This window comes from Pseudonocardia sp. WMMC193 (assembly GCF_021728735.1).
In the GTDB taxonomy this organism is placed as follows: domain Bacteria; phylum Actinomycetota; class Actinomycetes; order Mycobacteriales; family Pseudonocardiaceae; genus Pseudonocardia; species Pseudonocardia oroxyli.
Genome location: NZ_JAKKDO010000003.1, coordinates 4,483,033 through 4,509,875 on the forward strand (window position 1 = coordinate 4,483,033; position 26,843 = coordinate 4,509,875).

The following is a 26,843-nucleotide window of genomic DNA, read 5'->3' on the forward strand; positions in this document are numbered from 1 at the left end:
GTCAGCTCTGGGTCTTGCTGACGGTGTTGAAGCGCTCGTCGGTCAGCGGGCTCGGCACCAGACCCTGGATGCTCGGCCCCACGACGATCGCGGGCGGGCTGCTGCTGATCGGCACGGCCGGCAGGTACTTGGCCATGATGTCCCGGTTGGCCTGCTCGTACTGTGCCTGCTTCTGCGCCTGGTCCGGGTTGGCGTCCGCGGCGTTGATCTCCGCGTACATGGCCGGGTCCTCCGCGCCGAACTCCGGCTTCTCGCGACCGAAGAAGGTCCCGATGAAGTTGCCGGCGTCGTTGTAGTCGCCCGTCCAGCCGAGCAGGTGCAGGTCCTGCTTGCCCGCGGTCTGCACGTCGTCCTTGAAGCCGCCGTTCCACGGCCGCGGCACCGGGTTGACCGTGATCCCCACCTGACGCAGGTTCTCCGCGATCAGCTGGAAGATGTCGGTCGGGTTCGGCATGTACGGCCGGGAGACTTCGGTGGGGTAGTAGAAGTTCAGCGTCAGGTTCGACGCGCCGGCCTGCGCCAGCAGGTCCTTCGCCTTCTGCGGGTCGTACGGGTACTGCTGCACGTCGGCGGCGTAGCCCGCGACCGTCTGCGGCATGAACTGGGTGGCGACCTCGGCCCCCTCGGGCAGCTTGGTCTGCACCAGCGCCTGGCGGTCGATGGCGTAGGCCAACGCCTGGCGCACCCGCAGATCCCGCAGCGCCGGGTTGTTCTTGGTGTTGATACCCATGTAGAGCACGTTGAACGGGTCGCGGATCAGCACCTGCTGGCCGGACGACTTCAACGACGCGTAGTCCGCCGGGCTCGGCAGGTCGTAGCCGTCGATCGTGCCCGCGGTCAGCTCCTGCTTGCGGGCGTTCTCGTCCGGGATCACCCGGAAGACCAGCTTGTCGAGCTTGGCCTTCTCACCCCAGTACTGGTCGTTGCGGACCAGCGTGATGGTGTTGGCCGTCCGGTCGTAGGACTCGAACTTGAACGCACCGGTGCCCGTCGGGTGATCGGTGGCGTAGGCCGGGTACGAGAAGGAGTCCCCGGACTGCGTGACGTTGTCCGCGTCGTACTGCTTCAGCGCCGTCGGGCTCGAGATCGAGAACGCGGTGAGGCCGAAGGCGGCCGGGAACGCGCCCTTGTTCTTGGTCAGCGTCATGACGGCGCTGGTCGGCGAGGCCGCCTGGCAGTTGTCGTAGATCCCGCCGTTGCCCTTGAAGCCCTCGAAGACGTCCGCGTAATAGATCATGTTCGACTGCGCGGCATCGCCCTGCATGTTCGCCCAGCGATCGAAGTTCGCGCAGACCGCGGCGGCGTCGAGCGGGGTGCCGTCGGTGAACGTGACCCCCTCACGGATCGTGAAGGTCCATTGCTTGCCGTCCGGCGTGGACTCCCAGGCGGTCGCGAGACCGGGGGTCAGCTCGGTGGTCCCCGGCTTGTACGTGATCAGCGTGTCGTACATCTGCCGGATCGGGCGGAAACTCTCGCCGTCGTCGTTGAAGATCGGGTCGAAGTTCTTCGGTGCGCCTGCGGCACCGAAGACCATCGTTCCGCCGGTCGCTCCGGCCTGCGCGTCGCCGCCTCTTTCCGAGGTCGCGCACGCCGCGAGCGAGACGGAGAGCGCGCCGGCGGCGATGACGGCGAGCAGACGTCGTGTGGTGGGCATTCCTGTGACACCTCGAGGTCGTCGGGGTTTCAGATGGTGGGACACGCTACGCATCCCACCTACCCACGGGTAGCCCTAGACGTCACGTTTGGGGCACAGCTAGCTCAAGTGGACCTCAAATGCGTGAACCGCACGTAACATGCTCACGCTGTGTCACGGGGTGGGGAAGTCGAACTCCCCCGCCTTCACCCCCGCCACGAAGTCCGCCCACTCGTCCGCAGTGAAGCGGAGCAGGACTCCCTTACTCAGCTTGGAGTCCCGAACGACGGTTGAACCATCGACGTCGCGGGCGACCTCCACACATGTACCCACCGAGCAGAAGCTACTGCGGTGGAAAGTCAACTCGGTCTCTCGCGGCAAAAGAATCACCCTCCGACTCCATGGTGCATGACGGAGACGAAGGGCGGAAGGCCGGAGATGAGCCGCAGCTAGGGCATCATGATCACTGCAGGTCGAACTCTCCGTCATGTACACCACTCAGGAACGCAGCCCACTCCGCCCTCGTGAAGGAGAGGACCGGTCCCCCAGGAAGCGACTTGGAGTCGCGAACGAGTATGGACCCGTCGAGATCCTTGGCGACTTCGACACAATTGCCGATGCTGCACTTCGAGCTTCGCACAAAATTGATCTGCCCGAGACGGGTCGACTCATCCACGAGCGGACGGTATCGACCGGTCGCGTCCCGTCCAAAGTGTCACATCTCGAAGCAGTCCCATCAGAGGCGCCAAGCGGAGCGATCACCGGACAGGAGGTGCGACTTCCGGCCCCACAGCGAGACAAGCGGCATATCCGCTCGGCCAGAAGGCCTCTCAGGGCCATTCACCGCATGAAGAGCACCGCTCGTCGCAAAGCGCGGGTTAACCCATTCGATGAAGCTCCTCCTCGATCACTGCACGGGTCTCCTCAGGACCCAACGCTGCCGAAGCAGTGTCGCTGAAGACCCGCTTGAAGGTCTCGACGCCGAAGTCACCGTCGAGGAATGAGCCTCCTGACTGCGCCTCGACAAAGACGACGTCCTGGTCTTGTGAGTCCTCGAACTCTATGACGGCGAACGGCCCCCCAAGCGCACGTGAGAAACCTGAGCTAAACGGAAGGACCTGTAGAACGACCCCGAACTCGTCGACGCATTGCAAGAGATGCAAGAATTGTTGACGCGCAATCTCGCCATTGCTAGCGACTGTCCGCCGAACAACTGCCTCGTCCACAATATGGTGCAACTGCAATGGAGATTCGAGCCGGCGGAGTGCGCGCTGACGACGCACACGAAACTCCACGAGTTGCTCGATCTCGACAGGATCGTGGAAGGGAAGAGCGCTCTGTACCACCGCTCTCGCGTACGCGGGAGACTGCAGCAATCCGTGGAAGACCGCAAGCTCAAGGCTCTTGATCCGAGAGGCGTCGGACTCCAGCGCCACATAGCGGTCCGGGCTATCTAGCACGAAGGGATCGGGGGCGATCAACTTCGTGTAATCCTGCCACCAACCAGCCCGGGACCCGTCGCGTACAAGCCTCAGCAGATGCTCCAGTCGAGACTCGGCGCGCTTGCCGTAGAGCCGAACCAGATCTCGCACGTCACGCTGCTTCGGGAGCCCCTTGCCGTTCTCCAGCCTTGAGATCTTGGAGGTTGAGCATTCCAGGGCCTCCGCCGCCTGCTCCAAGGTCATCCCCGCCTCGTCCCGGTACCGCTTCAGCTCCGCGCCGAGACGGCGGCGGGAGGTCGCGGGGCCTTGGCTCATCCCACTCATCCCCTTGTGCAATTGCACCACGGCGTTGCATCATCGAATTGCGCTGCGCGACAGCAGTGTCACGGAGCACGGCAGGAACTGGGCGTCCACGTCTGGACGTCGGGAACCGGCACGGAGGCTGTCACAGATCGACAGCGCCCGAACGTAGCCCCTGACATTGCACGGTGCAAGTCCCTTCGGCATGGCGTGTCGCGGCGACCTCGCGAACCGCCGGAGGGGGCCCGGCATGGCTACCGGTTGGATCATCACGCTCGGACTCGCGGCACTGGTGCTGCTCGGGGTCGGGGTCGGCGTCCTGCAGGCGCATGCACAGCGGCAGGCGTGGCGGTCGATTCTCGGCGAGTCCCCCGCGCCCCGCCGGGAGCGACCGCCGCGGGCCCGCCCCGAGGAGTGCCGCACCTGTCGCACCCCCACCGTGGTGCTCGACGAGCACGTCCGTCGCACGCACTGACCCCGGTCACGCTCCGAAGTTTGAGCAAGATTTGAGTTGCTGCAATTGCACCACGGGAATCCATACCCCACACTGAGTTCAGCGAGACCCCGAGTGGTTCGCCTCACCTCCACCCGGGGTCCAGGGAGAGGAGGGCGCCCGTGACCAGCAGGAACGGCAGCCGCCCCCGCCCGCGTCCGCACCCCCACCCGAATTCTTCGGGTCCACTCAGCTCACGGCGAACCGCCGTCGAGGAACACACAGGAAGGTGTCTCCAGATGAGCTCGATTCGAGCTGTTCGGCCTGCCGGATCCGTGTCCAGCAAGGTCGCCCGTCGTCGATCGGGGAGGTGGTCTCCGTGAGTGTCCTGGTTGTCGCCCTGGTCGTCGGGCTGGGTCTGTTGGCCGTCATCGGGGTCGTCGTGGGCGTCATGGACGCCGCACAGGCCCGCGCGTGGCGGCGGGTCGCCGCAGAGCGGCGTCGCAGCTGGGAGGTCCGCCACGGCGGCGGGTACTACGACTCCTGGGGCGACGACGACAGCGACTGACCGCGCAGTGCCGGGGGGTTTCTGCGCCGTCCCCGGCCCGACCACGAAGGGGAGGGACCATGTACGCCGTGATCGTCGCGATCGGCCTCGTCGGGCTGATCGGGCTGTCGGTCTCGATGGGCTTCAGCATCGCTGCGGAGCGCGTCGAGGCCGACCGGAAGAAGCTCGTCGAGCGCGAGTGGACCGTGTGGCTCCGCGAGCACGAGATCATCGGGGTGGCCGAGATGACCGGGTGCCCGTGCTGTGCGCTGCTGCGTGCCCGCGCGGAACTCCAGTCCGCTCCGCCCGCCTGAGAGCGGTACCTCCGGGGAGACCCGGAGGTACCGGTCAGCTCAGGGCGCGGCGCCCCGCCAACGCGCGTCCCAACGTCATCTCGTCGGCGAACTCCAGGTCGCCGCCCATCGGCAGCCCGGAAGCCAGGCGCGTCACCGAGAGGCCGGGGAAGTCCTTGAGCAGCCGGACCAGATAGGTCGCGGTGGCCTCGCCCTCGGTGTTCGGATCGGTGGCGATGATGACCTCGCCGATGTCGCCCTCGTCACTCGCGGGGCCGGTGCCCCCGAGCCGCGCCAGCAGCTCGCGGATGCGCAACGCGTCCGGACCGATGCCGCCCAGCGGATCGAGCGCGCCGCCGAGCACGTGGTAGCGGCCCTTGAACTCGCGGGTGCGCTCCACGGCGAGGACGTCCTTGGGCTCCTCGACCACGCAGACGATCGTGGGATCGCGGCGGGCGTCCGCGCAGTAGCGGCAGCGTTCGCGTTCGGAGACGTTGCCGCAGACCTCGCAGAACTGCACGCCCTCCTTCACCTTCTGCAGGACCTCCTGCAGCCGGGTGACGTCCGCCGCGTCGGCCGCGAGCAGGTGGAAGGCGATGCGCTGGGCACTCTTCGGCCCGACCCCGGGCAGCCGCCCGAGCTCGTCGATGAGGTCCTGAACGGGTCCTTCGAACAACTCAGGCGCCCGGCAGGCCCAGGCTGCCGCCGAGGTCCCCGAACCCGCCCGTGAGCGGCCCCATCTTGTCCGCCTGCAGCTGCTGCGCCGCGCGGGCCGCGTCCTGGATCGCGCCGACGATGAGGTCCTGCAGCGTCTCGACGTCCTCCGGGTCCACGACCTTCGGATCGATCGTGACGGCGCGCACCTCACCCGCCGCGGTCTGCGTGACCGTGACGAGGCCGTTGCCCGCCTGCCCCGTCACCTCGGCCTCGGCGAGCTCCTGCTGGGCCCGCATCAGCTGCTCCTGCATCTGCTGCGCCTGCTGCAGGATCATCGCCATGTCAGGCTGACCACCCGGTTGCACCACAAGACTCCTCGCCGTGTCGCCCACTCGAACCCAGCGTAGCCGTGTCAGGGTGGGCGCCGTGTCCGCCCCGCGCCGCGTCCTCGTCACCCTCGCGGCGGGGCTCGTCCTCGTGGCCTGCTCGGCGGGGGGCGTGGCCGCGCCGGCGTCGTCCGCCCCGGTCCCCGTCGCGACGACGTCCGCACCGCCCGCACCCGCACCGCCCGCACCCGCGCTGACCGGACGGACCGTCGTCCTCGATCCCGGGCACAACGGCCGCAACGGCTCCGCCGCGGCCCGCGCCGAGGTCACCAGGCAGGTGCCCGACGGGCGCGGCGGCACCAAGGCCTGCAACACCACCGGGACCAGCACGAACGCCGGCTACCCCGAACACGCCTTCGCCTGGGACCTCGCCCGACGGGTCCAGACCCGGTTGGAGGCCGCGGGCGCGCGGGTCGTCCTGACCCGCCCCTCCGACGACGGCGTGGGACCCTGCGTCGACGTCCGCGGCCGGGCCGGGCAGGAGGCGGGCGCCAACCTGATGGTGTCGCTGCACGCCGACGGCTCGGCCGCACCGAACCACGGCTTCCACGTGGCGTACAGCTCGCCGCCGCTCAACCCGGCCCAGGCGGGCCCGGCTGTGACGCTGGCGACCGACCTGCGCGACGGGCTGGTCGCGGGCGGCTTCCCGGTCAGCGACTACATCGGCCGCGCCGGTCTCTCGCCCCGCCCCGACCTGGCGGGCCTCAACCTCGCCACCGTCCCGGCGGCGCTGGTGGAGTGCGGGAACATGCGCAACGCCGACGAGGCCGCGGTCCTGTCCAGCCCGGAAGGCCGGGACCGGTACGCCGCCGCGATCGCCCAGGGCATCGAGCGCTTCCTCAGCTGAGGGTCAGCGCTGGTCGAGCGCCTTCGCGCCGAGCTGGGAGGACAACAGCTCGATCGCGACCTCCTCGGGATCGCGGCGCACCGAGCGCTCCGCCCGGGAGGCGTCCGCCTCGGCGATCATGGCCTCCTCGTCGTCCGGCGGCGGCTCCTCGTCCGGCGGCTCGGGGGGCAGCGGAACGCCCTCGTCGCCGCGGCCGCGACCACCCGAGGGACGGCGGAACCCGCCGGACTCGGGCCGGCCCGGACCGCGATCGTCCGCGGGCGGGCGCGGCTGCTCGGCCCGCTGGGGTCGTTGGTACTCGCCCCGCTGCGGGGCCTGCCGCGGCGCATCGGGCTCGGGCCGCTCCGCCGGGGCCGGATCCTCACGACGGGAGGGCCGCTGCGGCGCCGGGCGCTGCGGTGCCTGCCGGGGGGCGGCCTGGCGAGCCGGACCCGCTCCCCCGCCCTCGCCGGTCTCCACGCGGACCCGCCACTGCACCCCCAGCACGGCGTGCAGTGCGGCGCTGATGACGTCCGTGTTCCGGGTGTCCTGCAACCGGCGGGCGAGCGGCGGCGACCCGATGGCGAGGACCAGCGTGTCCCCCTCGACCGCCCGGACCGTGGCGTTGACCATCAACGCCTCGGTGCTGCGGCTGCGTTCGCGGGCCGCGGCGAGGATCTCCGACCAGACCCGGCGCACCGCGCTCGCGTCGAGCCCGGCGGCGACGGGCTCCTGCTCCTCCGCCGCGGGCTGCTCCGGCGCGGCGGCGGGCTCGGGCGCAGCGTCCACCGCGGGGCTCTCGGGCTCGGCCGCGAAGGCCCGCTGCGGCTCCCGCGACGGGCGTTCGGCCGCACGCTCGGGCTCCCGCACGGGATCCGGCCGCTGCCCACGAGCGGTCTGCCCGGACTCCTCGGCGGCCGGCGGCTGCTCGGCAGACCCCGGCGCGCCCGCGGCACCCGAGGCGTCGGCCTGTGCCGCGCGGCCGGCGGCCGACTCCGACCCGTCGGTGGTGGACCTGGGCTGCGCCGGGTCCACGGTGTCCGACGGGGTCGCGACGCCTGCAGCCTGCGACTCGGCCGCACGACGCTCGGTGGCGGGCTCCGTGCCAGGGCGCTGCGGCGCGTCCGCGGGCGGAGCGGCACGATCGGTGGCAGGGCGCGACGGCCCTGCGGCAGGCTCGGTCGCCTGTCCCGCAGGCTGTTCCGCGGGCTCGGCTGCCGGTCCGGCAGGCTGTCCCGCCGGCTCGGCGACCCGACCCGGCGGCGCAGGCTCCGTCACCCGACCCGACGGCGCTCCGGCGGGTTCGGCGACCCGGCCCGACGGCGCAGCCGCAGGCTCAGCCACCCCGCCCGCGGGCGCCCCGACGTGTTCGGCGACCCGGCCCGACGGCGCTGCCGCGGGCTCCGCAGCGCGGGCCGACGGCGCAGGCTCGTCCTGTCGCTGCGACGGCCGCACGAACTGCGGCTTCGCCGGTTCGGACACCCCCGCCGCCCCCGACGCCCCCGCGGCGAGCGGCTCCGCGGAGATCGCGTTCCGCCGCTCGACCCGCTCCAGCCGCTCGAGCAACCCGGCGTCCGACGTGGTGGCCGCGGGCAGCAGCATGCGCGCGCACAGCAGCTCCAACAGCAGCCGCGGCGCGGTGGCGCCCCGCATCTCGGTGAGGCCCGCGTGCACGATCTCGCCGTAGCGGGCGAGCGTGGCGGGCCCGAGCCGCGCCGCCTGCTCGACCATGCGCTCCAGCTCGTCCGACGCCGCCTCGACCAGCCCCTGGCTGCCCGCCTCCGGCACCGCCTGGACCAACATCAGGTCCCGCAGCCGCTGCAGCAGGTCCTGCGCGAACCGGCGCGGGTCGTGGCCCGCCTCGACCAACCGGTCGACGGCCTGGTAGACGGCCGCGCCGTCGCCCGCGGCCAGGGCGTCCACCACGTCGTCGATCAGGGCGACGTCGGTGACCCCGAGCAGCGCCATGGCGCGCTCGTAGGTGACCCCCTCCGGCCCGGCGCCCGCGAGGAGCTGGTCCATGACCGACAGGGTGTCGCGCGCCGAACCACCGCCCGCCCGGATGACCAGCGGATAGACGGCGGACTGGACCTGCACCCCCTCGTCCGCGCAGATCCGCTCGAGCAGCGAGCGCAGCGTGCCGGGCGGGATGAGCCGGAACGGGTAGTGGTGGGTCCGCGAACGGATCGTGGGCAGGACCTTGTCCGGTTCGGTGGTCGCGAACACGAAGACGAGGTGCTCCGGCGGCTCCTCCACGATCTTGAGCAGGGCGTTGAAGCCCTGCGTGGTGACCATGTGCGCCTCGTCGACGATGAACACCCGGTAGCGCGACTCGGCCGGCGCGTAGAAGGCCCGGTCCCGCAGCTCGCGCGCATCGTCCACACCACCGTGGGACGCCGCGTCGAGCTCGACGACATCGATGTTCCCCGGCCCCTCCGGGGCCAGTGCGACACAGGAGTTGCAGACCCCGCACGGATCGGGCGTGGGCCCCTCGACGCAGTTCAGCGAGCGGGCCAGGATCCGCGCCGACGACGTCTTCCCGCAGCCCCGGGGACCGGAGAAGAGGTAGGCGTGGTTGATCCGCCCCGCCGCGAGCGCCGTGCCCAGCGGTTCGGTGACGTGCTCCTGCCCGACCACCTCGGCGAACTTCGCCGGGCGGTACTTGCGATACAGAGCCAGCGCCACGGATCCGAGGCTACCCACCGCCCCCGACAGGACCGGGAGGGGGAGAAGAAAGGGGACCCCGCGCACCCGCCAGAGCCCGCTGACCCTTGCTGCCTTCCGGCCCTGGGGGAGTTCACAGGATGGACGCCGCGCGGGATCCGGGGACGAGTGTAGTCACGTCGGCGACCCGGGTCCCGCCTCGGGGGTCCCGAACCCGGTCCCGTAAGGTTCTCGCCGGAGGATTCGCCTAGTGGCCTAGGGCGCACGCTTGGAAAGCGTGTTGGGCGCAAGCCCTCAGGGGTTCGAATCCCCTATCCTCCGCGCTTCTGAGCAGCAGCAACGCCGGGCGGCCCGTCGAGGGTCGACCCGGCGTTGCCGCGTTCGGCCTCGGTTCGGCGGTGTGTCGGGCGTCCCGGAGACCGACGGACCGCCGTGGTCAGGACGATCCGCTGCGGACCTCGCCCTCCTCGCTCAACGCGGAGTCGGCGAGGCCGTACTCCCGGACGACCTTCGCCACTCGCACCCGGTAGTCGGAGTACCAGGTCGACCGGCCGCGACGTTGCGCAGCGAGATGCGCCGCCACGTCCTTCCACGACCGGGCGGAATCCTCGTCCCGCCAGTACGAGACGGTGAGACCGACCCCCTCCCTGGCGCTCTCCACGCCCAGGAAACCGGGCTGGGTCGAGGCCAGCTCGACCATCGATCGCGCCATGTTCTCGTAGCCGTCGTCCCCCTCGGTCCGCACGGAGGAGAAGATCACCGCCACGTACGGGGGTTCGGGCGTCACCACCAGTCGAGATGCGTCGGGCACGACGACAGGCTCGCACCCTTCGGGGCGCCCACTCAACGGAATAGCAGGACCCGCGCGGTCACGACCGCCGCCCCACCACCTCCGCGGTCGCGAAGCCGCGCGCGCCCGGGGCGAGCATCGCGAGGGCGGGGGCGACCACGCACACCACCGCGCAGGCGACCAGCACCGGCGAGACGCCGAAGGTCGCGATGGCCGGGGCGATCAGGGCCAGGCCCAGTGGCGCCAAGCCGTAGGAGAACAGGAAGTCCAGCGACGACACCCGGGCCAGCTTGTCCGGCGCCACCTCGCGCTGGACGGCGGTGAACCACGGGACGTTGAACAGCTCGATCCCGATGCCGCACACCACGTACGCGCCGACCACGACCCACACGGGCAGCTCGGACAGCAGCGCCAGTGGAGCCACGGCGTAGACCGCCAGCCCGGCGAGCGCCGCCCAGCCGGGGGCGCGGGGACGGATCCGCGCGATGAGCAGCCCGCCCAGCAGCGCTCCGACGGTGTACCCGGTCAGCGCGGCGGCCAGGACGGTCGCGCCGCCGTAGACCTCGGCGCTGACCAGCGGCAACGCCACGCCGGTCGCCGAGTACCCGGTCGCGATCACCGCGGTGAGGGCGCCCAGCCCGGCGAGGAACCAGGGGTGCCTGCGCGCCTCGACGAGTCCCTCCCGGAAGTCCGCGACGAACCGCGCGGTGGCCCTTCCGGCCGAGTCCCGAGCGGCACCCTCGAGACGTTCCGGGTCCCGACTCCGCACGACGCCGCGGGGCGGGACCGCCGCTGCGACCACCCAGAGCACGGCGATGCCGAGGGCGAGCCAGCGGACGTCGACGAGGGTGGCGAGCAGCGCGGTCAGGGCCGGGGCGATCAGTGTGGTGGCGCGGACGGCCACCGTGATCGCCGCGTTGGCGGACTGCCGCTTCTCCTGCGGCACCACCTCCGCGACGAGCGCCTGGAACGCGGGCCTGCACGCCCCCTGCCCGGCCCCGGCCAGCGCCGCGCCGACCAGCAGCACCGCGAGCTGTCCCAGACCGGCGGCGACCAGCACCGTCCCGAGCGCCGCGGCCGCGCCGGACCATCCGACCGTCGCGCGGCGGGAGTACCGGTCCGCCAGCACGCCGCTGATCGGCACCGCCACCAGGAACCCGGCCGTACGCACCCCCAGCGCGAGCCCGAGCTCCACCGCGGACAGCGACCCGTCGACCACGCCCAGCCCGAGCACGAACGGCAACGCCCAGGTCGCGAGCCCGGACGCCGTCGTCCCGATCCACAGTCGAGCGAACCTCACGCGAGCCCCCGCAGGTACGCGCCGAAGCGCTCGGCCCCGTCGATGACGCGCGGTCCGCTGATCGCCTCGTTGTAGTCGAGCACGAAGAAGCGGTCGTTCTGCACGGCGGGCACGCTGCGCAGCGCGGGCAGCGACTTCAGGAAGGCGATCTTGTCCTCGGCGCTCTGCGTGCCGTAGTCCATGATCATGATGACCTCCGGTCGGCGTTCCACGACGGTCTCCCACCCGACGTCGGTCCAGCGGCCGTCGACGTCGGCGAGGATGTTCCGCCCGCCCGCGACCCGCATGATGTCCGTGGGCGGCACCTGGTTCGCCGCCGTGGCCGGGCGTTCGGTGCCCGAGTCGTAGAGGAAGACCGGGATCTGCCCGTCCGGTGCGGCCGCCTCGACCGCCGCGATCCGCGCCCGCATGTCCGTGATCAGCGCGTCCGCCCGTTCGGGCACCCGGAAGATCGCGCCCAGCCTGCGCAGGTCCTCGTAGAGTCCCTCGATCGGCGGCACGCGCTCGGGGAAGCCGGGATAGTTCCAGCAGCTCTCGGTGTGCATGGCCGACTGGATGCCGAGGCCGTCGAGCAGGGCGGGGGTGATGCCGCGTTCGTCGGAGAACCCGGAGCGCCATCCGGCGACGACGAGGTCGGCGCGGGCGTCGACGACCAGCTCGCGGTTGAGCAGGTCGTCGCTGAGCATCTCGACTCGTCCGTACTCCGCCGCGTAGGGGGACTCCGTGACCGGCGGGTTCGCGGGCGGCATGACGTAGCCGAGGACGTGGTCGGTCAGCCCGAGCGCGAACAGCTTGTCGGCGCTGCCGCCCTCGTAGGCGACGGCCCGCTCGGGCATCCGGTACTCGACCTGCTCCCCGCACCGGGCCACCGTGACGGTGTCGCCCACGGGGGCGGCGACCTGCGCGCCACAGCCCGCCAGCAGCGGGATCAACAACACGGGAACGAAGCGGCGCAACGGATCTCCTCAGAAGGTGTACAGCAGCTGGGGGCGGCCGGTGGTCGGGTGCGCGACGATCTCCGCCTCGACCCCGAACACCTCCCGCAGGACGGTCGGGGTGAGGACCTCGCGGGGCGGCCCGACGGCGACGAGGCGGCCGTGCGCCAGCACGCCGATCCGGTCGCAGACGGCTGCGGCGAGGTTGAGGTCGTGGAGCACGACCAGGACGGTGAGCGCGGTGTCGCGCAGGGCCGCCAGCAGGCCGATCTGGTGGGCGATGTCGAGATGGTTGGTGGGTTCGTCGAGAACGAGGACCTCGGGCGTCTGGGCCAGCGCGCGGGCGGCCAGCGCGCGTTGGCGCTCGCCGCCGGACAGGGTCAGCACGCCGCGGTCGGCCAGGTGGTCCACGCCCACCCGCTTCATGGCCTCGCGCACGATCGCGGGGTCCCGGTCGCCGTGCGGCGCCCGACCCAACGCGACGAGCTCGGCGACGGTGAAGTCGAGGTCCGAACCGTTGTCCTGGGTCATGGCCGCGATCCGACGGGCGCTGTGCCGCAACGGGAGCGTGCTCAGGTCGGCGTCGTCGAGCCGGACGGTGCCGCGGACCGGCCGCAAGGCCCGGTAGACGCAGCGCAGGGCCGTCGACTTGCCGCTGCCGTTGGGCCCGACGAGCCCGACGACGGTGCCGGTGGCGACGTCCAGGGACAGCTCGCGGACGATCTCCCGGCCGCCGAGCGCGACCGAGATCCCGTGCAGGGACAGCGTCATCGGGCGCTCCCGAACACGTACGCCCGGCGCCGGAGCAGGACCAGGAAGACCGGCACCCCGACCAGCGCGGTGACCACGCCGAGCGGCAGCTCCCGCGGCGCGACGACGGTGCGCGCCAGCAGGTCCACCCACACCGCCAGCACCGCGCCGACCAGCGGGGCGAGCACCAGCACCCGGCCGTGCACGGCGCCGGTGACCATGCGGACCAGGTGCGGCACGATCAATCCCACGAACCCGATCGCCCCGCTGACCGCCACCATCGCGCCGGTCATCAGGGAGGTGAGCAGGAACAGGCGGGTGCGCAGGGCGCGGACGTCGAGCCCGGAGCTGACGGCGGTCTCGTCGCCCAGGGCGAGCAGGTCGAGATCGCCCGCCCACCGCCGCAGCAGGACCAGGCCCGCGACCACCAGCACGGCGACGACCGGCAGGGCGCCCCAGGTGGCGGCGCCGAACCCGCCGAGGGTCCAGTAGAGGACGGTCGCGGTCGACTCGCCCTGCGGGACGAGGTAGACGAGCAGGGCCATGGCGGCCTGGAACGCGTAGGCGAGGGCGATCCCGGTGAGGACCAGGCGCAGCGGGCTCGCGGTGCGGGCCACGAGATGGACCAGCGCCGCGGCGGTCAGCGCGCCGAGGAAGGCCCCCAGCGACACCGCGTACACCCCGACGACCACACCCGTGACCAGCACCGTCACCGCGCCGACCGACGCACCCGAGGAGATCCCGAGGACGAACGGGTCGGCGAGGGCGTTGCGCACCAGGGCCTGCACCCCCACCCCGACGGCGGCGAGTCCGGCCCCGACGACGGCCGCGAGCAGCACGCGCGGGGTGCGCAGCTGCCAGATGATCTCGTAGACGGGCACCTCGTCGAGGGCGATCGTGCCGCCGGTCAGCGCGGCGCCGAGGTAGCGCAGCGTGTCCTGCGGCGGGACGGCGGCGGGGCCGAGCCCGATCGCCACGACGATCGAGAGCAGCAACGCGAGGCTCAGCCCGAAGGCGCACTTGGTGAACATGATTGTCATGAACGTTTACCGGACGAACCTCACGAAAGCCAGCGTGACCGTCGGCACCCTGTCGTCCGCTTAATGAAAATGATACCCATTTAAGCCATGCCCTCCCCCCTGACCGTCCCCTCCGTCGCCGACCTGTTCGCGCAGTCGACCGACCGGGTCGCCACCAGCGTGTTCTGGATCGGCCACGGCACCCGGCTCGCGGGCGGCGCGGTGACCTACCGCAACCACTACGTGCTGGTCCGCTGCGGCCGGGCGTTCGGCGCCGCCTCGGTCCGCGCCGGCGAGCTCGATCCCGTGGCCTGCCAGGACCTCTCCGGCAGCCCGATCACCACGTTGCTCGAGACCGCGCCCCATCCCGTGCGGATCGCCGCACTGGACGCGCTGCTCGCCGCCGAGCTGCCCTTCCGCGACGACCCGGTGCCCGAACGCGTCACGCTGCCGGACGGGACGCCCGAGGAGCGGGCCGTGGCGCGGGACGCCGCCGTCGCGGGCCTGCTCGACGTGCCCGAAGGGGCCAGGGTCGCGCTGATCGGCGTGGTGAACCCGCTGGTCGCGGCGATCCGCGACCGCGGCGCCGAGTGCCTGCCGTGCGATCTCGACCTGCGGACCACGCAGTGGGGAGACGTCGTCTCGGACTCGGCCGAGGAGGTCATCGACCGGGCGGACGCCGTCGTCGCCACCGGGATGACGCTGGCCAACGGCACCTTCGACGGGATCGTCGCGCAGTGTCGGGCGCGCGGGATACCGCTGACGATCTACGCCCAGACCGGCGCGGCCGTCGCGCGGGCGTTCCTCGGCCGGGGCGTCACCGCGCTCTCGGCGGAGCCGTTCCCGTTCTCCCAGTTCAGCGCCGACCCGACCGTGCTCTACCGCTACCGGGCCCAGCCGTGAGCGGGTCCTGTCCGTGTCACCACGGCGAGCTCCTGCAGGGCGCCTTCCGCGGTACCGACGGCGTGCTCCGCCCCGGCCTGGTCACGCTCCCGTACCCGGGCCGCCGGGTGCACGCCCGCTTCGAGCCGGGGCCGGGCCCCAGCATCACGGTCGGCCCCGGGCACCGTCCCAAGGCGGCGCGCGCCGCGGCGCTGACCCGCGCCCGCCTCGCCGACGGCGTCGGGGGGCGGGTCGTGCTGTCCGGCGGCGTGGCCCCCGGGCTGGGGATGGGTTCCTCGACCGCGGACGTCGTGGCGACCATCCGGGCGGTGGCCTGCGGCCACGGCGTCCAGCTCGCCGCCGCCGAGATCGCCCGGATCGCCGTGGCGGCGGAGGCCGCGAGCGACCCCCTGATGTTCGACGACGTCCGGGTCCGGCTGTTCGCCCCCCGCGACGGCCACGTGCTGGAGACCCTGGCCGACGCGCTGCCGCCGCTGCGGGTCGTCGGGTCGGTGCTGGGCGGGCCGGTGGACACCCCCGCGACCGCGCCGCCGCTGCGGCACGAGCGCGCCTACGCGATCCTGCTGGCCCGGCTGCGGGCCGCGCTGGACCGCGGGGACGCGGCGGGCGTCGCGCGGGTGGCCACGGCGAGCGCCCGGCTGAACCGCTCCGACCTCGGTCCGCTGCTGCGGGCCGCGGAGCGGGCGGGGGCGCTGGGCGTGCAGGTCGCGCACAGCGGGAACGTCGCCGGGCTGCTCCTCGACCCGGCCGACGACCCGGGAGCCGCCGCGGCCGCGCTGCGGGCCGAGGGCCTGCCCGTCACCGGAGCGTTCCTGGTCGGCGACCTGGTGCCCGCATGATCGACGACCACGCGGCCGACGCCCTCGGCCGCCCCGACCTGATCCGCCTCGCCCCCGACCTGTTCTGCCTGCGCTTCGAGACGATGAAGGTGCTCAGTGCGGACGCCGCCGTGCGGCACCTGCTGGACACCGGCGCGGTCGCGCCCGGGGACGCGGTGGTGGACAGCTCGTCGGGCATCTACGCGGTGGCCCTCGCGTTGGCCTGCCACCGCCACGGGCTGCGCTGTCACATCGTCGGGTCGACCACGGTGGACCGGCCGACGGAGCTCCAGCTCGGCCTGCTGGGCGCGACCCTGGAGCGGATGCCGCGCTCGACGGACCTCAAGCTCGACCAGTCCCGGCGGGTGGCCCGGATCCGCGAGCTCCTGGCCGCAGACCCGCGGCTGCACTGGATGCGCCAGTACCACGACGAGATCCACTACCTGGGCTACCGCGCGGTCGCCGAGCGCGTCCGCGCGGCGCTGGGCCCGACCCCGCTGACGCTGGTCGGCGGGGTCGGGTCGGGCGCCTCGACCGGCGGGTTGGCCTGCTACCTGCGCGAGACCGGGCCGGTCCGGCTCGTGGGCGTGCAGCCCTTCGGGAGCGTGACGTTCGGCAGCGAGAGCGTGGCCGACCCGGACATCCTGATCGCGGGCATCGGCAGCTCGATCCCGTTCGGGAACGTCCGGCACCGCGCGTACGACGTGATCCACTGGACGGGCTTCGGCGCCGCACTGTCCGGCGTGGTGGCCCTGCTGCGGGAGCATGCGGTGTTCGCGGGGCTGTCGTCCGGGGCGGCCTACCTGGCGGCCCGGTGGGAACGCTCGGCCGCGCGCACCACCGTGTTCGTCTCCCCCGACACCGGCCACCGGTACGTCGAGGCGGTGTTCGCGCGGCACGCCGAGGCGGTCCCGCTGGACCACCTCGCCCCGCACGAGGACCGCCTCGCCCTGCCCTGGTCCCGTCGGGAGTGGGCGGGCGCACCCGCGCCTGACGGCGCCCGTGCGTGGTAAGTGGTGCCAGAGCACCACTTACCACGCACGACCTCGGGTGGCCTACTTCTCCGCGTCGGCCTGTTCGGCCTGCGCGGCCTTGCGGGCCTTGTCCTGCTTGACGCCCTTCATCGTCGCCCGCACCGTGACCAGCACGATCAGGCCGAGGGTGATCCACAGCGCGTACCGGTCCACGAGCAGCACGACGTCCACCGCGTGCTGCCCGATCCCGTATCCGAGCCCGGCGACCAGGCCGGTCATCGCCAGGGCCCCGAGCGCGTCCGCCAGCAGGAACGGGATCACCCGCATGCCGGAGAGCCCTGCCACGGCGAACACGGCGGGTGCGGGGATGCCCGGCAGGGCCGAAGCCGCGACGGCCAGCGGCATCGCCCAGCGCGGCCAGGACCGCACCCGCGCGACGAACCGCTGCGCGAACGCGCCCGGCGCCCACAGCGTGACGATCTTCTCGCCCCAGCGCCGCCCCGCCAACCAGAACAGCCAGTCGAACTTGACCATCCCGAACACGCCCGCCGCGACCACCAGCCACAAATCGCCCTCGCCGATCCGGGCGAACGCCGCGCCCGCGCCGACCGCGGAGAGGCTGCCGGTGACCGCGCTGAGCGCGATGGGGTGCTCCGCGATCAGGAAGGGGCGGAACGGCATCGAGCCGAGCATCAGCACCAGGACGGCGAGCGTCGAGAACACCAGGACCTTGTCGCCGCGCGACATCGGGTGCTCCCAGGGCATGGCCTCTCGCCACGCCCGCTTGGCCTCCTCGATCTCCTCGGGCGAGTAGTCCTTGCGCCGCCTTCTCCCCGTCATGCGGACCAGTTCACACCATGCCGCACCGGCACGGTCAACGAGCGGCCGTCCGTGAACCCAGCGTCGACAGGAGGTCCTCGCTGATCTGCGCCAGGTCCGCGCCGCCCTCGGGCGCCTCGAGCCACTGTTCGTAGGCCGTCAGGAACACCTGGACCCCGACCCGGGCCGCGATCCGCGCCGCGCGCTCGTCGACCCCCCGCCGCGCGAGGGCCTCGGCGAACCCGAGTGCCATGGCGTGCTGCTTGACCAGGTCGCGTTCGAGGAGCTCCGGGTTCGCCGCGATGACGGCCTGCCGCTCCCGTAGGGAACGGCGCGGAGCGAGGCCCTCCCAGTCGTGCCGGGCCAGCACCCGGACCACCACCCGGAGCGGATCCGCGACATCGGGCACCTGGAGGAGCCGCTCCACGAGGGCCGCGCGCAGGCCGTCCGCGTCGGCGAACAGGACCTCGCGCTTGTCGGAGAAGTAGCGGAAGAACGTGCGGTTGGTGACCCGGGCCTGCCGCGCGATCTCGACGACGGTGGTGTTCTCGAACCCCTGCTCGCGGAACAGCTGCAGGGCGGCCGCCCTCAGTCGCTCCTCGCTGCCCTGCTCCCACCGTGGCACGCGTCGACGATACAGGGTGATGACACACCGCGACATCAGCGCTACGCTGATGTCACAGCACGACATCACATCCTGCGTGCCTTGTCGCTCGACGATTCTGGGGGTCACCGTGAACTACCTCGTGAAGGCGACGCCGACCGGAGAGCTGTCCACGCTGTCCGCCGAGGAACGCGACGAGCTGATGGCGCGGGAGCGCGCGGTCGCGACGGCCCTCATCGGCGCGGGCACGATCGCCTGGCTGTGGCGGCTCCCCGACAGCGGCACCAGCGTGGGGATCTGGAACGCCGAGAGCCCCGAGGCGCTCGATGCGTCACTCCGGACACTGCCGATCTTCCGCTACCACTCGATCGAGATCACCGCACTGACCGCCCACCCGGCGTTCCCGACCCCGGTGCGCGCCACTGCGGGAGCTGCATGACGCGCCGAGACACAGGCCCCCCTTCGGCGCGCCTCCTGGGCGCGGACCGAGACCGCAGACCAGAACGCCGGGCCCTCCCTCAGGGGAGGCCCGGCGTTCGCCCTGGCAGGGCTGGCGGTAGCGGTGGGATTTGAACCCACGGAGGCTTGCACCTCACGCGCTTTCGAGGCGCGCTCCTTCGGCCGCTCGGACACGCTACCGCCGACAAGGTTACAAGCCCGGTCGCTCAGTCCCGCAGGCCCCCCGCGAAGAACCCGCGCAGCAGGTCGGCGGCCTCCTCGGCCCGGACCCCGCCCACGACCTCGGGTCGGTGGGTGAGCCGCCGGTCGCGCAGGACGTCCCACAGCGAGCCCGCCGCGCCCGTCTTCGGCTCCCAGGCGCCGAACACCACCCGCTCGACCCGGGCGAGGACGAGCGCACCCGCGCACATCGTGCAGGGCTCGACGGTCACCGCGAGGGTGCAACCCGACAGCCGCCACTCCCCCCGCACCGCCGCCGCCGCGCGCAGGGCCAGCACCTCCGCGTGGGCGGTGGGATCGCCGAGGGCCTCCCGGGCGTTGGCCGCGGCCGCGAGCTCGCGGCCGTCGGCGTCCACCACCACGGCCCCGATCGGCACGTCACCACTGGCGAGGGCCCCCCGCGCGACGTCGAGGGCGCGGCCGAGCAGCGCCACGTCGGTCGGGATGGGGTGCACGCGCCCATGATGCCGCGCGTCCGACTCGCACCGCCCCGATGTCCGACTCGCGTGTCCGAGAGGCGGACTCGCGCGGGCGGGAGTCGCGGTCAGCGCCCGACGAGGGCGGCGAGCTGGTCGCCGAACCCGCAGCGGCGGCCGATCACGGCCAGCTGCTCGTCCGGGTAGAGCTCGAGCTCGCCCGCGAGGATGTGCAGCTCCTCGGCGGGCAGGCCGAAGTCGGCGAGGATCGCCAGGTCGCCCTCGGGCCAGGGGTCGTCGTCGAGGGCGTCCTCGTCCGGGGGGAGGTCGATCCGCAGCAGGTCGAGCACGTCCGCGGCCACGTCGTAGTCCAGGGCGGCCGCGGCGTCGGACACCATCAGGGTGACGCCGCCGGGGACCGGGCGCAGCAGCACGAAGAACTCGTCGTCCACGTCCAGCAGGCCGACGACCGCGCCGGTGGAACGCAGCCCGCGCAGCTCGGTGATCGCCGCGTCGAGGTCGACGAGCGCGTCCGGTTCCAGGCGGACACAGCGCCAGCGCCCCTCCTCGCGGATCGCGGCGACCGCGTATCCGGGCAGCGACGAACCCTTCACCTGGGTCGGCGCCTCGACGCTCTGCACGGGCATGTCCCCACGGTAGGCCGCTTTCCGGTGTGGTACAAACCACAATTCGGGTGGACGTCACCGCGGTGACAGGATCGAGGGATGCCCGACCTCCAGCGCGCGCTGCCGAGTTCACCGGCCGCTCTCCTCGGCGCCGCCCGGGCGTTGCAGCCGCGCACGGTCGCGTTCCGCAGGGCGCTGCACCGACACCCCGAGCTCGGGCTCCGGCTGCCGCACACCCGCGACCTGCTGATCGCGGAGCTGGCGGACCTGCCGTTGACCCTGCACCGGGGCCGCGACCTCACCTCCGTGGTCGCCGTCCTCGACGGCGCGCGCCGGGGCCGGACGACGTTGCTGCGCGCGGACATGGACGCGCTGCCGGTACAGGAGGGCGCGGGCGTCGCGTTCGCGTCGGAGGTCCCGGGCCGGATGCACGCGTGCGGCCACGACCTGCACGTCGCGATGCTGGCGGGCGCGGCGCGGCTGCTCTGCGAGCGGCGGGAGGAGATCTCCGGCCGGGTCGTGTTGATGTTCCAGCCCGGCGAGGAGGGCTTCCACGGCGCCCGCCACATGATCGACGAGGGGCTGCTGGCGCGGCACGGTCCCGGCGGACGTCCGGACGCGGCGTTCGCGCTGCACGTCAGCGCGACCATGCCGACCGGCGAGCTGCACCTGCGGCCCGGCCCGATCATGGCGGCCGCGGACGTCCTGCGGGTCACGGTCACCGGCCGCGGCGGGCACGCCTCGGCCCCGCACCACGCCGTCGACCCGGTCCCGGCGGCCGCCGCGATGGTCGGCGCGCTCCAGACGATGATCACCCGGAAGGTGGACGCGCACGATCCCACCGTGCTCACCGTCAGCCGGATCACGGCCGGGACCACGGACAACGTCATCCCGGAGACCGCCGAGCTGGAGGGCACGCTGCGGACGATGTCCGAGCCCGTCCGACGGGCAGTGTGCCGGGAGATCGAGCGGGTCTGCACCCACACCGCGCTCGCCCACGACTGCACGGCGCAGGTCGCGATCGAGCCCGGCTACCCCGTCACGGTCAACGACCCGGCGGCCACCGCGCGGCTCGCGGACACCGGCAGGCGGCTGCTCGGCGACACCCGGGTGCACACCATGCCGACCCCGATCATGGGCGCGGAGGACTTCGCGTACGTCCTGCAGAAGGTGCCCGGCGCGCTGGCGTTCCTGGGCGCCTGCCCGCCCGGGACCGCGCCGCACGAGGCCGCGCCCAACCACTCCGCCCGCGTCCGCTTCGACGAGTCGGCCATGCCCGCCGGGGTCGCCCTCTACGCCGCCCTCGCCATGGGGTGAGATCGGGGGCGTGCTGAGCGTCCGCGATCTGTCCCTGGCCCTGCGTTCCGGGGAGCTCTCCCCCGTCGAGCACGTGCGCGAGACGCTGGCCAGGCTCCGCGACGACCCGCTGAACGCCGTGGTCGCGATCGCGCCGGACGCGGAGCGGGTGGCCGAGGAGCGGGCCGCCGAGCTGGCCCGCCACGAGTGGCGCGGCCCGCTGCACGGGGTCGCGGTGGGGGTGAAGGACCTGTTCGACGTCGTCGGGCTGCCCACGCGGGCGGGCTCGGCCGTCACCGCGGACACCCCCGCCGCAGGCGAGGGCCCCGTGATCACCCGGCTGCGCGAGGCGGGCGCGGTGATCGTCGGCAAGCTCGCGACGCACGAGTTCGCCTACGGCACCACCGGGGACGTCTCGGCCGCGGGCCCGACGCGCAACCCGCACGACCCCACCCGGATCACCGGCGGCTCGTCCTCCGGGTCCGCGGCGGCCGTCGCGGCCGGGTACGTGCCGCTCGCGCTCGGCACCGACACCGGCGCCAGCGTGCGCACCCCCGCCGCGCTCTGCGGGGTGGTCGGACTCAAGCCCGAGTTCGGCGTGCTGTCGACCGAGGGGGTGTTCCCGCTGGCCGAGACCCTGGACACCGTCGGGGTCCTGGCCGCCGACACGCACTCGGCCGCGGTCGCGTGGGACGTGCTGTCCCGCCCGGACGGGACCGGCGGCGGCATCCAGCCGCCCGGGATCTCCGGCGCGCACGTCGGCGTGCTGGTCGACGAGTACTGGCACGCGCACGACGTCTCGCTGGACGCCTCGATCCGGCTGCTCGAGAAGGCGGGTGCGGAGATCGTCGAGATCCGGACGCCCTTCGTCGCGGAGCTCGCCGGGGTCTATGCGGACATCGTCAGCGCCGAGGCCTACGCCACGCACCGCCGGTGGCTCGCCGACGGCGCCCCCTACCAGCCCGAGACGGCGGAGCGGCTCGGTGCGGTCGCGGACGCACCCGCCTGGCGGTACGTGGCGGCCCAGCGCACCCGTCGTCGGCTGACGGCCGAGTTCGCGGCGGCCACCGCCGACATGGACGTGCTGATCGCCCCGACGACGCGGCTGCGCGCGACCCCGATCGGCGAGCGGCGGACCCCGCAGGGCCACCCGGTCCGCACGGACCTGCTGGACCTGACCTGCCCCTTCAACCTGACCGGCTGGCCGGCGATCTCCGTCCCGGCCCCCGACGAGGGCCTGCCCGCCGGTGTCCAGATCGTCGGCCGCCGCCTGGAGGAGCGCGGGATCCTGCGCGTCGCCGGCGTGCTCGAACGCTGAGCGAGTGATCGACCTCACCGCGTAACACCGTTGCTGCTGTTGCGTCGAGCAACGTTTCGTCTTGCAATCGAGTAACACAGGCGTAACAGATTGCGACGAAAGGCGGCAGACATGTGCGGCATCTGCGGGTGGATCGACTTCCGAGCGGACCAGCGCGCGCCGGAGCGGCGCGCGGTACTCGACGCGATGACGGCGACGATGTCCTGCCGGGGCCCGGACGCCGAAGGCACCTGGGTGGACCGGCACGCCGCCCTCGGGCACCGCAGGCTCGCCGTGATCGACCTCCCCGGCGGCGCGCAGCCGATGCGGCTCGACGCGCGCCGGGACGGTGAGCCCGAGCTCGCGATCGTCTACTCCGGAGAGACCTACAACTTCCGCGAGCTGCGCGCGGAGCTCGGCGGCCCGTGGCGGACCGACAGCGACACCGAGGTCGTGCTCCGCGCGCACCGCGAATGGGGTGCCGACGCGGTCCGCCGCCTGAACGGGATGTTCGCCTACGCCGTCTGGGACCCGGAGGCGGAGGAGCTGCTGCTGGTCAGGGACCGACTCGGCGTCAAGCCGCTGTACTACCTGCCCACCGCCGACGGCGTCCGGTTCGGCTCCGAGCCCAAGGCGATCCTGGCCGACCCGGCGGTGGAGCGGCGGGTGACCCGCGACGGTCTGCGCCGGTTGCTGAGCTGGGTCCACGACCCGTCGAACGCCGTGTTCGCCGGACTGCGCGAGGTCCCGCCCGGTCACGTCGTGCGGGTGTCCCGCGCCGGCGTCCGGGAGGAGCGGTACTGGCAGCTGCAGGACACCGGCCACACCGACGACGTCCCGACCACGGTCCGGCGGGTGCGCGAGCTGCTCGACGACACCGCGAAGCGCCAGCTGATCGCGGACGTCCCGCTGGGCACGCTGCTCTCCGGCGGCCTCGACTCCAGCGCCCTGACCGCGCTCGCCCAGCAGTACACCGACGGCGCCGTGCGGTCGTTCGCGGTGGACTTCACCGGCTACGAGGAGGACTTCACCCCCGACGACGTCCGGGGCACGCCGGACGCCCCGTACGTCCGCGAGGTCGCCGAGTACGTCGGGACCGACCACACCGACATCCGCCTGACCACCGACCAGCTGATGGACCCGGCCGTCCGGTCCGCGACGCTGCACGCCCGCGACATCCCGGCCGGCATCGGGGACATGGACTCCTCGCTCTACCTGCTGTTCAAGGCGGTCCGCGCGCAGTCGACGGTGGCGCTGTCCGGAGAGTCCGCCGACGAGGTCTTCGGCGGCTACCGGGACTTCCACGACGCGGACACCGTCGCCGCGGACACCTTCCCGTGGATCGCGGGCCGGATGATGAAGCAGGGCCCGAGCCTGCTGGCGGTGGATCTGGACCTCGACGACTACGTCGACGCGCAGTACCGCCGCGCGCTGTCCGAGGTCCCCGAGCTGACCGGTCCCGCGGCGAACGATCCGCACGAACGCCGGATGCGCGAGATCTGCTACCTCTACCTGACCCGCTTCCTGCCCACCCTGCTCGACCGCAAGGACCGGATGAGCATGGCTGTGGGCCTGGAGGTGCGCGTGCCGTTCTGCGACCACCGGCTCGTCGAGTACGTGTTCGGCACGCCCTGGTCGCACAAGACCTTCGACGGCCGCGAGAAGAGCCTGCTCCGGCACGCCACGAAGGACCTGCTGCCGGAGTCGGTGGTGCAGCGGGTGAAGAGCCCCTACCCGTCCACCCAGGACGAGACCTACGAGAAGGCGCTGCGCGAACGCGCCGCCGACCTGCTCCGCCGCGGGTCCCCCGTCGAGCCGCTGATCGACCGGGCCCGGGTCGCCGCCCGCATCGACGGCCCGATGACGGGCACCCACGACATGGGCGCCCGCACCCAGCTCGAACGCGTCCTCGACCTGGACGCCTGGCTCCGGGACTACGACGTGCAGCTCGACCTCACCTGAACCCGTGAGCGGCGGCCGGGGGTCGGCAGCCGCCGGAGGCGGCGGGGTGGGCGAGCGGAGTCGCTCTAGCGACCATCGCCGCTCACGGCTCGATGACGGGTGGGCGCTACGCTGCTCCGCCATGCGGGCGCTGTGTGTCGTCGGGACCGGGCTGATCGGCGGATCGTTGATGCGGGCCGCGGCCGCGGCGGGTCGGGAGGTGTGGGGCGTCGCCTGGTCGACCGGCACGGCGGCCGCCGCGCAGGCGGACGGGTTCGACGTCGACACCGACCTGGACGCGGCGCTGCGCAAGGCCGCGGACGCCGACGCCCTGGTCGTCGTCGCCGTGCCGCTCCCGGCCGTCGAGCAGATCCTGACCCGGGTCGACGCCGTCGCCCCGACGGTCCGGCTCACCGACGCCGTGAGCGTGAAGGTCGCGGTGCAGGACCTGGTCACCACCTACGCCCCGCGGGCCCGGTACGTCGGCGGGCACCCGATGGCCGGGACCTCGGAGTCCGGTTGGGCCGCGGGGGACGGCGCGCTGTTCCGGGACGCCGCATGGGTCGTCATCGCCGACGACGGGGTGGACCTCGAGGTGTGGCGAGACGTCGCCGAGCTGGCCTGGGCCTGCGGGTCCCGGGTCGTGCCCGCGGCGTCCGACGAGCACGATCTCGCCGTCGCGCGGATCTCGCACCTGCCGCACCTGCTCGCGGCGGTCCTGGCGAGCGTCGGCGCCGGGGACCCGGACGACGACCTGGCGCTCGCCCTGTCCGCGAGCTCGTTCGCCGACGGCACCCGGGTGGCGGGCACGCGGCCGGAGCTGACCCTGGCGATGTGCGAGGGCAACCGGCCCGCCCTGCTCGCCGCGGTCGACGAGGCGCTGGGCCGCCTCGGCGTCATGCGCGGGGCGCTGGCCTCCACGGGCGGGCTCAAGGCGACCGTCGAGGCGGGCTACCTCGCGCGGCAGCGCTGGAAGTCCACCCGCGAGCCGCTCGGGCTCGCCGTGTCGCTCGAGGGCCCGAACGCCCTGGCCGAGCTCCGCGAGCTCGGCCGCCGGGGAGACGTGGTCAGCGGCTGGAAGTAGCGGGCTCCCCGCTCGCCGTCACCCGGGCGGTCAGCTCGACGCCGAGCCGCCGCGGGAACAGCCGGTGCAGGTTCGAGGTCACCCGGTTGACCCGACCCGACACCACACTCGGGGTCGAGCGGCCGTCCAGGGCGTGCAGGGCGGTGGCCACGACCTGCTCCGGGGTCTGCATCGCCGTCGCCCGGCCCGCCGCGGCGTCCCCCGCGACGTCGAGGAACTCGGTGCTGGTCAGCCCCGGGGACAGGCACAGCACCCGCAGATCGGTTCCCCTGGTCTCGTACCAGAGCGCCTCGGTGAAGCTCAGCACGAAGGCCTTCGACGCGGCGTACACCGCCATGTTCGGGATCGGCTGGTACGCGGCCACGCTCGCGACGTTGACCAGGTAGCCCGTGCCCGCCCGCAGCCGCGGCAGGAACGCCCGGCTCAGGCCCACCAGGGTCCCGACGTTCAGCTGCACCATCTGCTGCAGCCGGTCCGGGTCCTGCGCGTGGACCTGCCCGTGGTCGCCGAACCCGGCGTTGTTGACCAGCGCGGTGACCTCGATGCCGCGCCGGTCGACCTCGGCGAGCAGCTCCGCGGGCGCCTCGGGTCGGCCGAGGTCGAGGGGGATGACGTGCACCGTGACGTCGGGCAGCTCGGCGGCGAGGGCCTCGAGGCGCGCGGCCCGACGCGCGACGAGCACGAGGTCCGACCCGCGACGGGCGACCTCGCGCGCGAAGGCCGCGCCGATGCCCGAGCTGGCGCCGGTGATGAGGACGGTCTGGCTGCGGTGATCCATGTATGCACTGTATGCCCACCTGACACTGAGTGCCAGGTTGGCATCGTGAGTTACGCTGGGGTCGTGAGCTTGTGGGAGCAGACCCGGCGGACCGTGCAGGACGACATCGCGGCGGCCGCCATGGACCTGTTCGTCGAGCACGGGTTCGACGCGGTGACGATGGACGAGATCGCGACACGCGCTGGCATCTCGCGGCGGTCGCTGTTCCGGTACTTCGGCACGAAGGAGGACCTCGTGCTGCGCTCCGTCGCGGGCACGGGCGAGAGCATCGCCGCGGCGCTGCGCGCCCGCCCGCGCACCGAAGGGCCGTGGGCGGCCGTGCTCGCCGTGGCGGACGAACTGGAGTCGGCGCCGGAGTGGGACCCCGCGCGGGAGCGGGCCATCGGCCGGATGTGCGTGGAGACCCCGGCGCTGCGGGCCCGGCGCGCCGAGAAGCACCAGGGCTGGGTGGACCTGTTCATCCCGGAGCTGGCGGCCCGCCCGGAGAGCGCGCCGGTGGGCGAGTCGGCGGCGGGTGCCATCGCCGCCGCGGCGCTGGCCTGCCTGGACGTCGCGACCGACCGGTGGGTCGCCGAGGGCGGGGTCCTCGCCGCCCACTTCGCGCAGGCCGTGGCGGCGGTGCGGAGCTGACCCG

The 26,843-nt window shown here is 73.0% G+C and carries 29 protein-coding genes, 2 tRNA genes, 1 other RNA gene and 1 pseudogene; 14 read left to right on the forward strand and 19 right to left on the reverse strand.

Annotated elements, in window-relative coordinates; genetic code table 11:
* Position 1: 1 nt before the first annotated feature.
* The 4 genes from L3X23_RS23155 to L3X23_RS23170 form a co-directional block, all read right to left on the reverse strand.
* The gene (locus L3X23_RS23155) at positions 2 to 1,654 is read right to left on the reverse strand and encodes an ABC transporter substrate-binding protein (RefSeq protein WP_237194478.1); all 1,653 of its coding nucleotides are present in this window, start codon (positions 1,652 to 1,654) and stop codon (positions 2 to 4) included.
* Positions 1,655 to 1,807: 153 nt separating this feature from the next.
* Positions 1,808 to 2,023, reverse strand: a complete 216-nt coding sequence (locus L3X23_RS23160; protein ID WP_308116936.1) for a DUF397 domain-containing protein — start codon at positions 2,021 to 2,023, stop codon at positions 1,808 to 1,810.
* Between the two features lie 73 nt (positions 2,024 to 2,096).
* Positions 2,097 to 2,309: a DUF397 domain-containing protein gene (locus L3X23_RS23165; protein ID WP_308116937.1), complete on the reverse strand. Its 213-nt coding sequence runs from the start codon at positions 2,307 to 2,309 to the stop codon at positions 2,097 to 2,099.
* Positions 2,310 to 2,511: 202 nt separating this feature from the next.
* Positions 2,512 to 3,399, reverse strand: a complete 888-nt coding sequence (locus L3X23_RS23170; protein ID WP_308116986.1) for a helix-turn-helix transcriptional regulator — start codon at positions 3,397 to 3,399, stop codon at positions 2,512 to 2,514.
* 226 nt (positions 3,400 to 3,625) lie between these two features.
* On the opposite strand from L3X23_RS23170, the gene L3X23_RS23175 reads away from it, so the two are divergent.
* The 3 genes from L3X23_RS23175 (at position 3,626) to L3X23_RS23185 (ending at position 4,669) form a co-directional block, all read left to right on the forward strand.
* The gene (locus L3X23_RS23175; RefSeq protein ID WP_237194489.1) at positions 3,626 to 3,850 is read left to right on the forward strand and encodes a hypothetical protein; all 225 of its coding nucleotides are present in this window, start codon (positions 3,626 to 3,628) and stop codon (positions 3,848 to 3,850) included.
* A 337-nt stretch (positions 3,851 to 4,187) separates the two neighbouring features.
* Positions 4,188 to 4,376, forward strand: a complete 189-nt coding sequence (locus tag L3X23_RS23180) for a hypothetical protein (protein WP_143030122.1) — start codon at positions 4,188 to 4,190, stop codon at positions 4,374 to 4,376.
* A gap of 59 nt (positions 4,377 to 4,435) precedes the next feature.
* The gene (locus L3X23_RS23185; RefSeq protein WP_093086674.1) at positions 4,436 to 4,669 is read left to right on the forward strand and encodes a hypothetical protein; all 234 of its coding nucleotides are present in this window, start codon (positions 4,436 to 4,438) and stop codon (positions 4,667 to 4,669) included.
* A 34-nt stretch (positions 4,670 to 4,703) separates the two neighbouring features.
* Here the strand turns inward: L3X23_RS23185 and recR are convergent, their stop codons facing one another.
* Together recR and L3X23_RS23195 are read right to left on the reverse strand one after the other, a co-directional pair.
* Positions 4,704 to 5,324, reverse strand: a complete 621-nt coding sequence (gene recR / locus L3X23_RS23190) for a recombination mediator RecR (protein ID WP_237194491.1) — start codon at positions 5,322 to 5,324, stop codon at positions 4,704 to 4,706.
* A gap of 1 nt (position 5,325) precedes the next feature.
* The gene (locus L3X23_RS23195; RefSeq protein ID WP_237194493.1) at positions 5,326 to 5,646 is read right to left on the reverse strand and encodes a YbaB/EbfC family nucleoid-associated protein; all 321 of its coding nucleotides are present in this window, start codon (positions 5,644 to 5,646) and stop codon (positions 5,326 to 5,328) included.
* 85 nt (positions 5,647 to 5,731) lie between these two features.
* On the opposite strand from L3X23_RS23195, the gene L3X23_RS23200 reads away from it, so the two are divergent.
* Complete coding sequence (locus tag L3X23_RS23200; protein WP_237194495.1) at positions 5,732 to 6,538, forward strand: N-acetylmuramoyl-L-alanine amidase; 807 nt, start codon at positions 5,732 to 5,734, stop codon at positions 6,536 to 6,538.
* Between the two features lie 1,059 nt (positions 6,539 to 7,597).
* On the opposite strand, the pseudogene L3X23_RS23205 reads toward L3X23_RS23200, so the two are convergent.
* Both L3X23_RS23205 and ffs read right to left on the reverse strand, forming a co-directional pair.
* A pseudogene (locus L3X23_RS23205) lies at positions 7,598 to 9,202 on the reverse strand (DNA polymerase III subunit gamma and tau); the annotation flags it as partial.
* Positions 9,203 to 9,249: 47 nt separating this feature from the next.
* Positions 9,250 to 9,344: signal recognition particle sRNA small type (gene ffs, locus L3X23_RS23210), an RNA gene on the reverse strand.
* Positions 9,345 to 9,417: 73 nt separating this feature from the next.
* Between ffs and L3X23_RS23215 the strand changes: the two genes are divergently transcribed.
* Positions 9,418 to 9,502, forward strand: a tRNA-Ser gene (locus L3X23_RS23215).
* A 115-nt stretch (positions 9,503 to 9,617) separates the two neighbouring features.
* Here the strand turns inward: L3X23_RS23215 and L3X23_RS23220 are convergent.
* Genes L3X23_RS23220 through L3X23_RS23240 form a run of 5 tightly spaced genes read right to left on the reverse strand, consistent with a single transcriptional unit; the run spans position 9,618 to position 13,996 of the window.
* Complete coding sequence (locus L3X23_RS23220; RefSeq protein WP_237194497.1) at positions 9,618 to 9,992, reverse strand: antibiotic biosynthesis monooxygenase; 375 nt, start codon at positions 9,990 to 9,992, stop codon at positions 9,618 to 9,620.
* Between the two features lie 58 nt (positions 9,993 to 10,050).
* Complete coding sequence (locus L3X23_RS23225) at positions 10,051 to 11,271, reverse strand: MFS transporter (protein ID WP_237194499.1); 1,221 nt, start codon at positions 11,269 to 11,271, stop codon at positions 10,051 to 10,053.
* Positions 11,268 to 12,227, reverse strand: a complete 960-nt coding sequence (locus L3X23_RS23230; RefSeq protein ID WP_237194500.1) for an ABC transporter substrate-binding protein — start codon at positions 12,225 to 12,227, stop codon at positions 11,268 to 11,270. Before L3X23_RS23230 ends, L3X23_RS23225 begins: the two co-directional genes overlap by 4 nt.
* Positions 12,228 to 12,236: 9 nt before the next feature.
* Complete coding sequence (locus L3X23_RS23235) at positions 12,237 to 12,977, reverse strand: ABC transporter ATP-binding protein (RefSeq protein WP_237194501.1); 741 nt, start codon at positions 12,975 to 12,977, stop codon at positions 12,237 to 12,239.
* Entirely contained in the window at positions 12,974 to 13,996 is a 1,023-nt protein-coding gene (locus L3X23_RS23240; RefSeq protein ID WP_237194502.1) for an iron ABC transporter permease, read from the reverse strand. The genes L3X23_RS23235 and L3X23_RS23240 overlap by 4 nt, the downstream gene beginning before the upstream one ends.
* A gap of 87 nt (positions 13,997 to 14,083) precedes the next feature.
* On the opposite strand from L3X23_RS23240, the gene L3X23_RS23245 reads away from it, so the two are divergent.
* The 3 genes from L3X23_RS23245 to L3X23_RS23255 are packed head-to-tail and all read left to right on the forward strand — an operon-like array spanning position 14,084 to position 16,709.
* Positions 14,084 to 14,878: a Rossmann-like domain-containing protein gene (locus L3X23_RS23245; RefSeq protein WP_237194503.1), complete on the forward strand. Its 795-nt coding sequence runs from the start codon at positions 14,084 to 14,086 to the stop codon at positions 14,876 to 14,878.
* A complete protein-coding gene (locus L3X23_RS23250; RefSeq protein WP_237194504.1) occupies positions 14,875 to 15,717 on the forward strand; it encodes a GHMP kinase in 843 nt (280 codons plus the stop codon). Before L3X23_RS23245 ends, L3X23_RS23250 begins: the two co-directional genes overlap by 4 nt.
* Entirely contained in the window at positions 15,714 to 16,709 is a 996-nt protein-coding gene (locus L3X23_RS23255) for a pyridoxal-phosphate dependent enzyme (protein ID WP_237194505.1), read from the forward strand. Before L3X23_RS23250 ends, L3X23_RS23255 begins: the two co-directional genes overlap by 4 nt.
* A gap of 42 nt (positions 16,710 to 16,751) precedes the next feature.
* On the opposite strand, the gene L3X23_RS23260 is transcribed toward L3X23_RS23255, so the two are convergent.
* Positions 16,752 to 17,510, reverse strand: a complete 759-nt coding sequence (locus L3X23_RS23260; RefSeq protein WP_237194506.1) for a DedA family protein — start codon at positions 17,508 to 17,510, stop codon at positions 16,752 to 16,754.
* A 34-nt stretch (positions 17,511 to 17,544) separates the two neighbouring features.
* Positions 17,545 to 18,114, reverse strand: coding sequence for a TetR family transcriptional regulator (locus tag L3X23_RS23265; protein ID WP_237194507.1), 570 nt, complete (start codon positions 18,112 to 18,114; stop codon positions 17,545 to 17,547).
* Between the two features lie 19 nt (positions 18,115 to 18,133).
* On the opposite strand from L3X23_RS23265, the gene L3X23_RS23270 reads away from it, so the two are divergent.
* Entirely contained in the window at positions 18,134 to 18,532 is a 399-nt protein-coding gene (locus tag L3X23_RS23270; protein ID WP_237194508.1) for a muconolactone Delta-isomerase, read from the forward strand.
* A 112-nt stretch (positions 18,533 to 18,644) separates the two neighbouring features.
* Here the strand turns inward: L3X23_RS23270 and L3X23_RS23275 are convergent.
* The 3 genes from L3X23_RS23275 to L3X23_RS23285 form a co-directional block, all read right to left on the reverse strand.
* Positions 18,645 to 18,732, reverse strand: a tRNA-Ser gene (locus L3X23_RS23275).
* 26 nt (positions 18,733 to 18,758) lie between these two features.
* Positions 18,759 to 19,226: a nucleoside deaminase gene (locus tag L3X23_RS23280; protein ID WP_237194510.1), complete on the reverse strand. Its 468-nt coding sequence runs from the start codon at positions 19,224 to 19,226 to the stop codon at positions 18,759 to 18,761.
* 89 nt (positions 19,227 to 19,315) lie between these two features.
* Entirely contained in the window at positions 19,316 to 19,834 is a 519-nt protein-coding gene (locus tag L3X23_RS23285) for a tRNA adenosine deaminase-associated protein (RefSeq protein WP_093086702.1), read from the reverse strand.
* Between the two features lie 78 nt (positions 19,835 to 19,912).
* On the opposite strand from L3X23_RS23285, the gene L3X23_RS23290 reads away from it, so the two are divergent.
* From L3X23_RS23290 to L3X23_RS23305, 4 genes are all read left to right on the forward strand, one after another.
* A complete protein-coding gene (locus tag L3X23_RS23290; RefSeq protein ID WP_237194512.1) occupies positions 19,913 to 21,130 on the forward strand; it encodes a M20 family metallopeptidase in 1,218 nt (405 codons plus the stop codon).
* 10 nt (positions 21,131 to 21,140) lie between these two features.
* Complete coding sequence (locus L3X23_RS23295; protein WP_237194513.1) at positions 21,141 to 22,427, forward strand: amidase; 1,287 nt, start codon at positions 21,141 to 21,143, stop codon at positions 22,425 to 22,427.
* 111 nt (positions 22,428 to 22,538) lie between these two features.
* Positions 22,539 to 24,368 (forward strand): asparagine synthase (glutamine-hydrolyzing), encoded by a 1,830-nt coding sequence (gene asnB, locus L3X23_RS23300; RefSeq protein ID WP_237194514.1) that lies wholly within the window; start codon positions 22,539 to 22,541, stop codon positions 24,366 to 24,368.
* A gap of 121 nt (positions 24,369 to 24,489) precedes the next feature.
* The gene (locus L3X23_RS23305; protein WP_093086712.1) at positions 24,490 to 25,431 is read left to right on the forward strand and encodes a prephenate dehydrogenase; all 942 of its coding nucleotides are present in this window, start codon (positions 24,490 to 24,492) and stop codon (positions 25,429 to 25,431) included.
* Here the strand turns inward: L3X23_RS23305 and L3X23_RS23310 are convergent.
* The gene (locus L3X23_RS23310; protein ID WP_237194515.1) at positions 25,415 to 26,209 is read right to left on the reverse strand and encodes an SDR family oxidoreductase; all 795 of its coding nucleotides are present in this window, start codon (positions 26,207 to 26,209) and stop codon (positions 25,415 to 25,417) included. The two genes, L3X23_RS23305 and L3X23_RS23310, sit on opposite strands and share 17 nt — an antisense overlap.
* Before the next feature lie 63 nt (positions 26,210 to 26,272).
* On the opposite strand from L3X23_RS23310, the gene L3X23_RS23315 reads away from it, so the two are divergent.
* A complete protein-coding gene (locus L3X23_RS23315; protein WP_237194516.1) occupies positions 26,273 to 26,839 on the forward strand; it encodes a TetR/AcrR family transcriptional regulator in 567 nt (188 codons plus the stop codon).
* Positions 26,840 to 26,843: the final 4 nt, after the last annotated feature.

Excerpts from the sequence above, each read along its gene's own strand:
- L3X23_RS23245 (WP_237194503.1), top strand. The coding sequence starts at position 14,084 with ATGCCCTCCCCCCTGACCGTCCCCTCCGTCGCCGACCTGTTCGCGCAG.
- L3X23_RS23305 (WP_093086712.1), top strand. The coding sequence starts at position 24,490 with ATGCGGGCGCTGTGTGTCGTCGGGACCGGGCTGATCGGCGGATCGTTG.
- asnB (WP_237194514.1), top strand. The coding sequence starts at position 22,539 with ATGTGCGGCATCTGCGGGTGGATCGACTTCCGAGCGGACCAGCGCGCG.
- L3X23_RS23290 (WP_237194512.1), top strand. The coding sequence starts at position 19,913 with ATGCCCGACCTCCAGCGCGCGCTGCCGAGTTCACCGGCCGCTCTCCTC.
- L3X23_RS23260 (WP_237194506.1), bottom strand. The coding sequence starts at position 17,510 with ATGACGGGGAGAAGGCGGCGCAAGGACTACTCGCCCGAGGAGATCGAG.
- L3X23_RS23185 (WP_093086674.1), top strand. The coding sequence starts at position 4,436 with ATGTACGCCGTGATCGTCGCGATCGGCCTCGTCGGGCTGATCGGGCTG.
- L3X23_RS23285 (WP_093086702.1), bottom strand. The coding sequence starts at position 19,834 with ATGCCCGTGCAGAGCGTCGAGGCGCCGACCCAGGTGAAGGGTTCGTCG.
- L3X23_RS23195 (WP_237194493.1), bottom strand. The coding sequence starts at position 5,646 with ATGGCGATGATCCTGCAGCAGGCGCAGCAGATGCAGGAGCAGCTGATG.
- L3X23_RS23170 (WP_308116986.1), bottom strand. The coding sequence starts at position 3,399 with ATGAGTGGGATGAGCCAAGGCCCCGCGACCTCCCGCCGCCGTCTCGGC.
- L3X23_RS23255 (WP_237194505.1), top strand. The coding sequence starts at position 15,714 with ATGATCGACGACCACGCGGCCGACGCCCTCGGCCGCCCCGACCTGATC.
- L3X23_RS23240 (WP_237194502.1), bottom strand. The coding sequence starts at position 13,996 with ATGACAATCATGTTCACCAAGTGCGCCTTCGGGCTGAGCCTCGCGTTG.
- L3X23_RS23155 (WP_237194478.1), bottom strand. The coding sequence starts at position 1,654 with ATGCCCACCACACGACGTCTGCTCGCCGTCATCGCCGCCGGCGCGCTC.
- L3X23_RS23235 (WP_237194501.1), bottom strand. The coding sequence starts at position 12,977 with ATGACGCTGTCCCTGCACGGGATCTCGGTCGCGCTCGGCGGCCGGGAG.
- L3X23_RS23270 (WP_237194508.1), top strand. The coding sequence starts at position 18,134 with ATGACACACCGCGACATCAGCGCTACGCTGATGTCACAGCACGACATC.
- L3X23_RS23310 (WP_237194515.1), bottom strand. The coding sequence starts at position 26,209 with ATGGATCACCGCAGCCAGACCGTCCTCATCACCGGCGCCAGCTCGGGC.
- L3X23_RS23175 (WP_237194489.1), top strand. The coding sequence starts at position 3,626 with ATGGCTACCGGTTGGATCATCACGCTCGGACTCGCGGCACTGGTGCTG.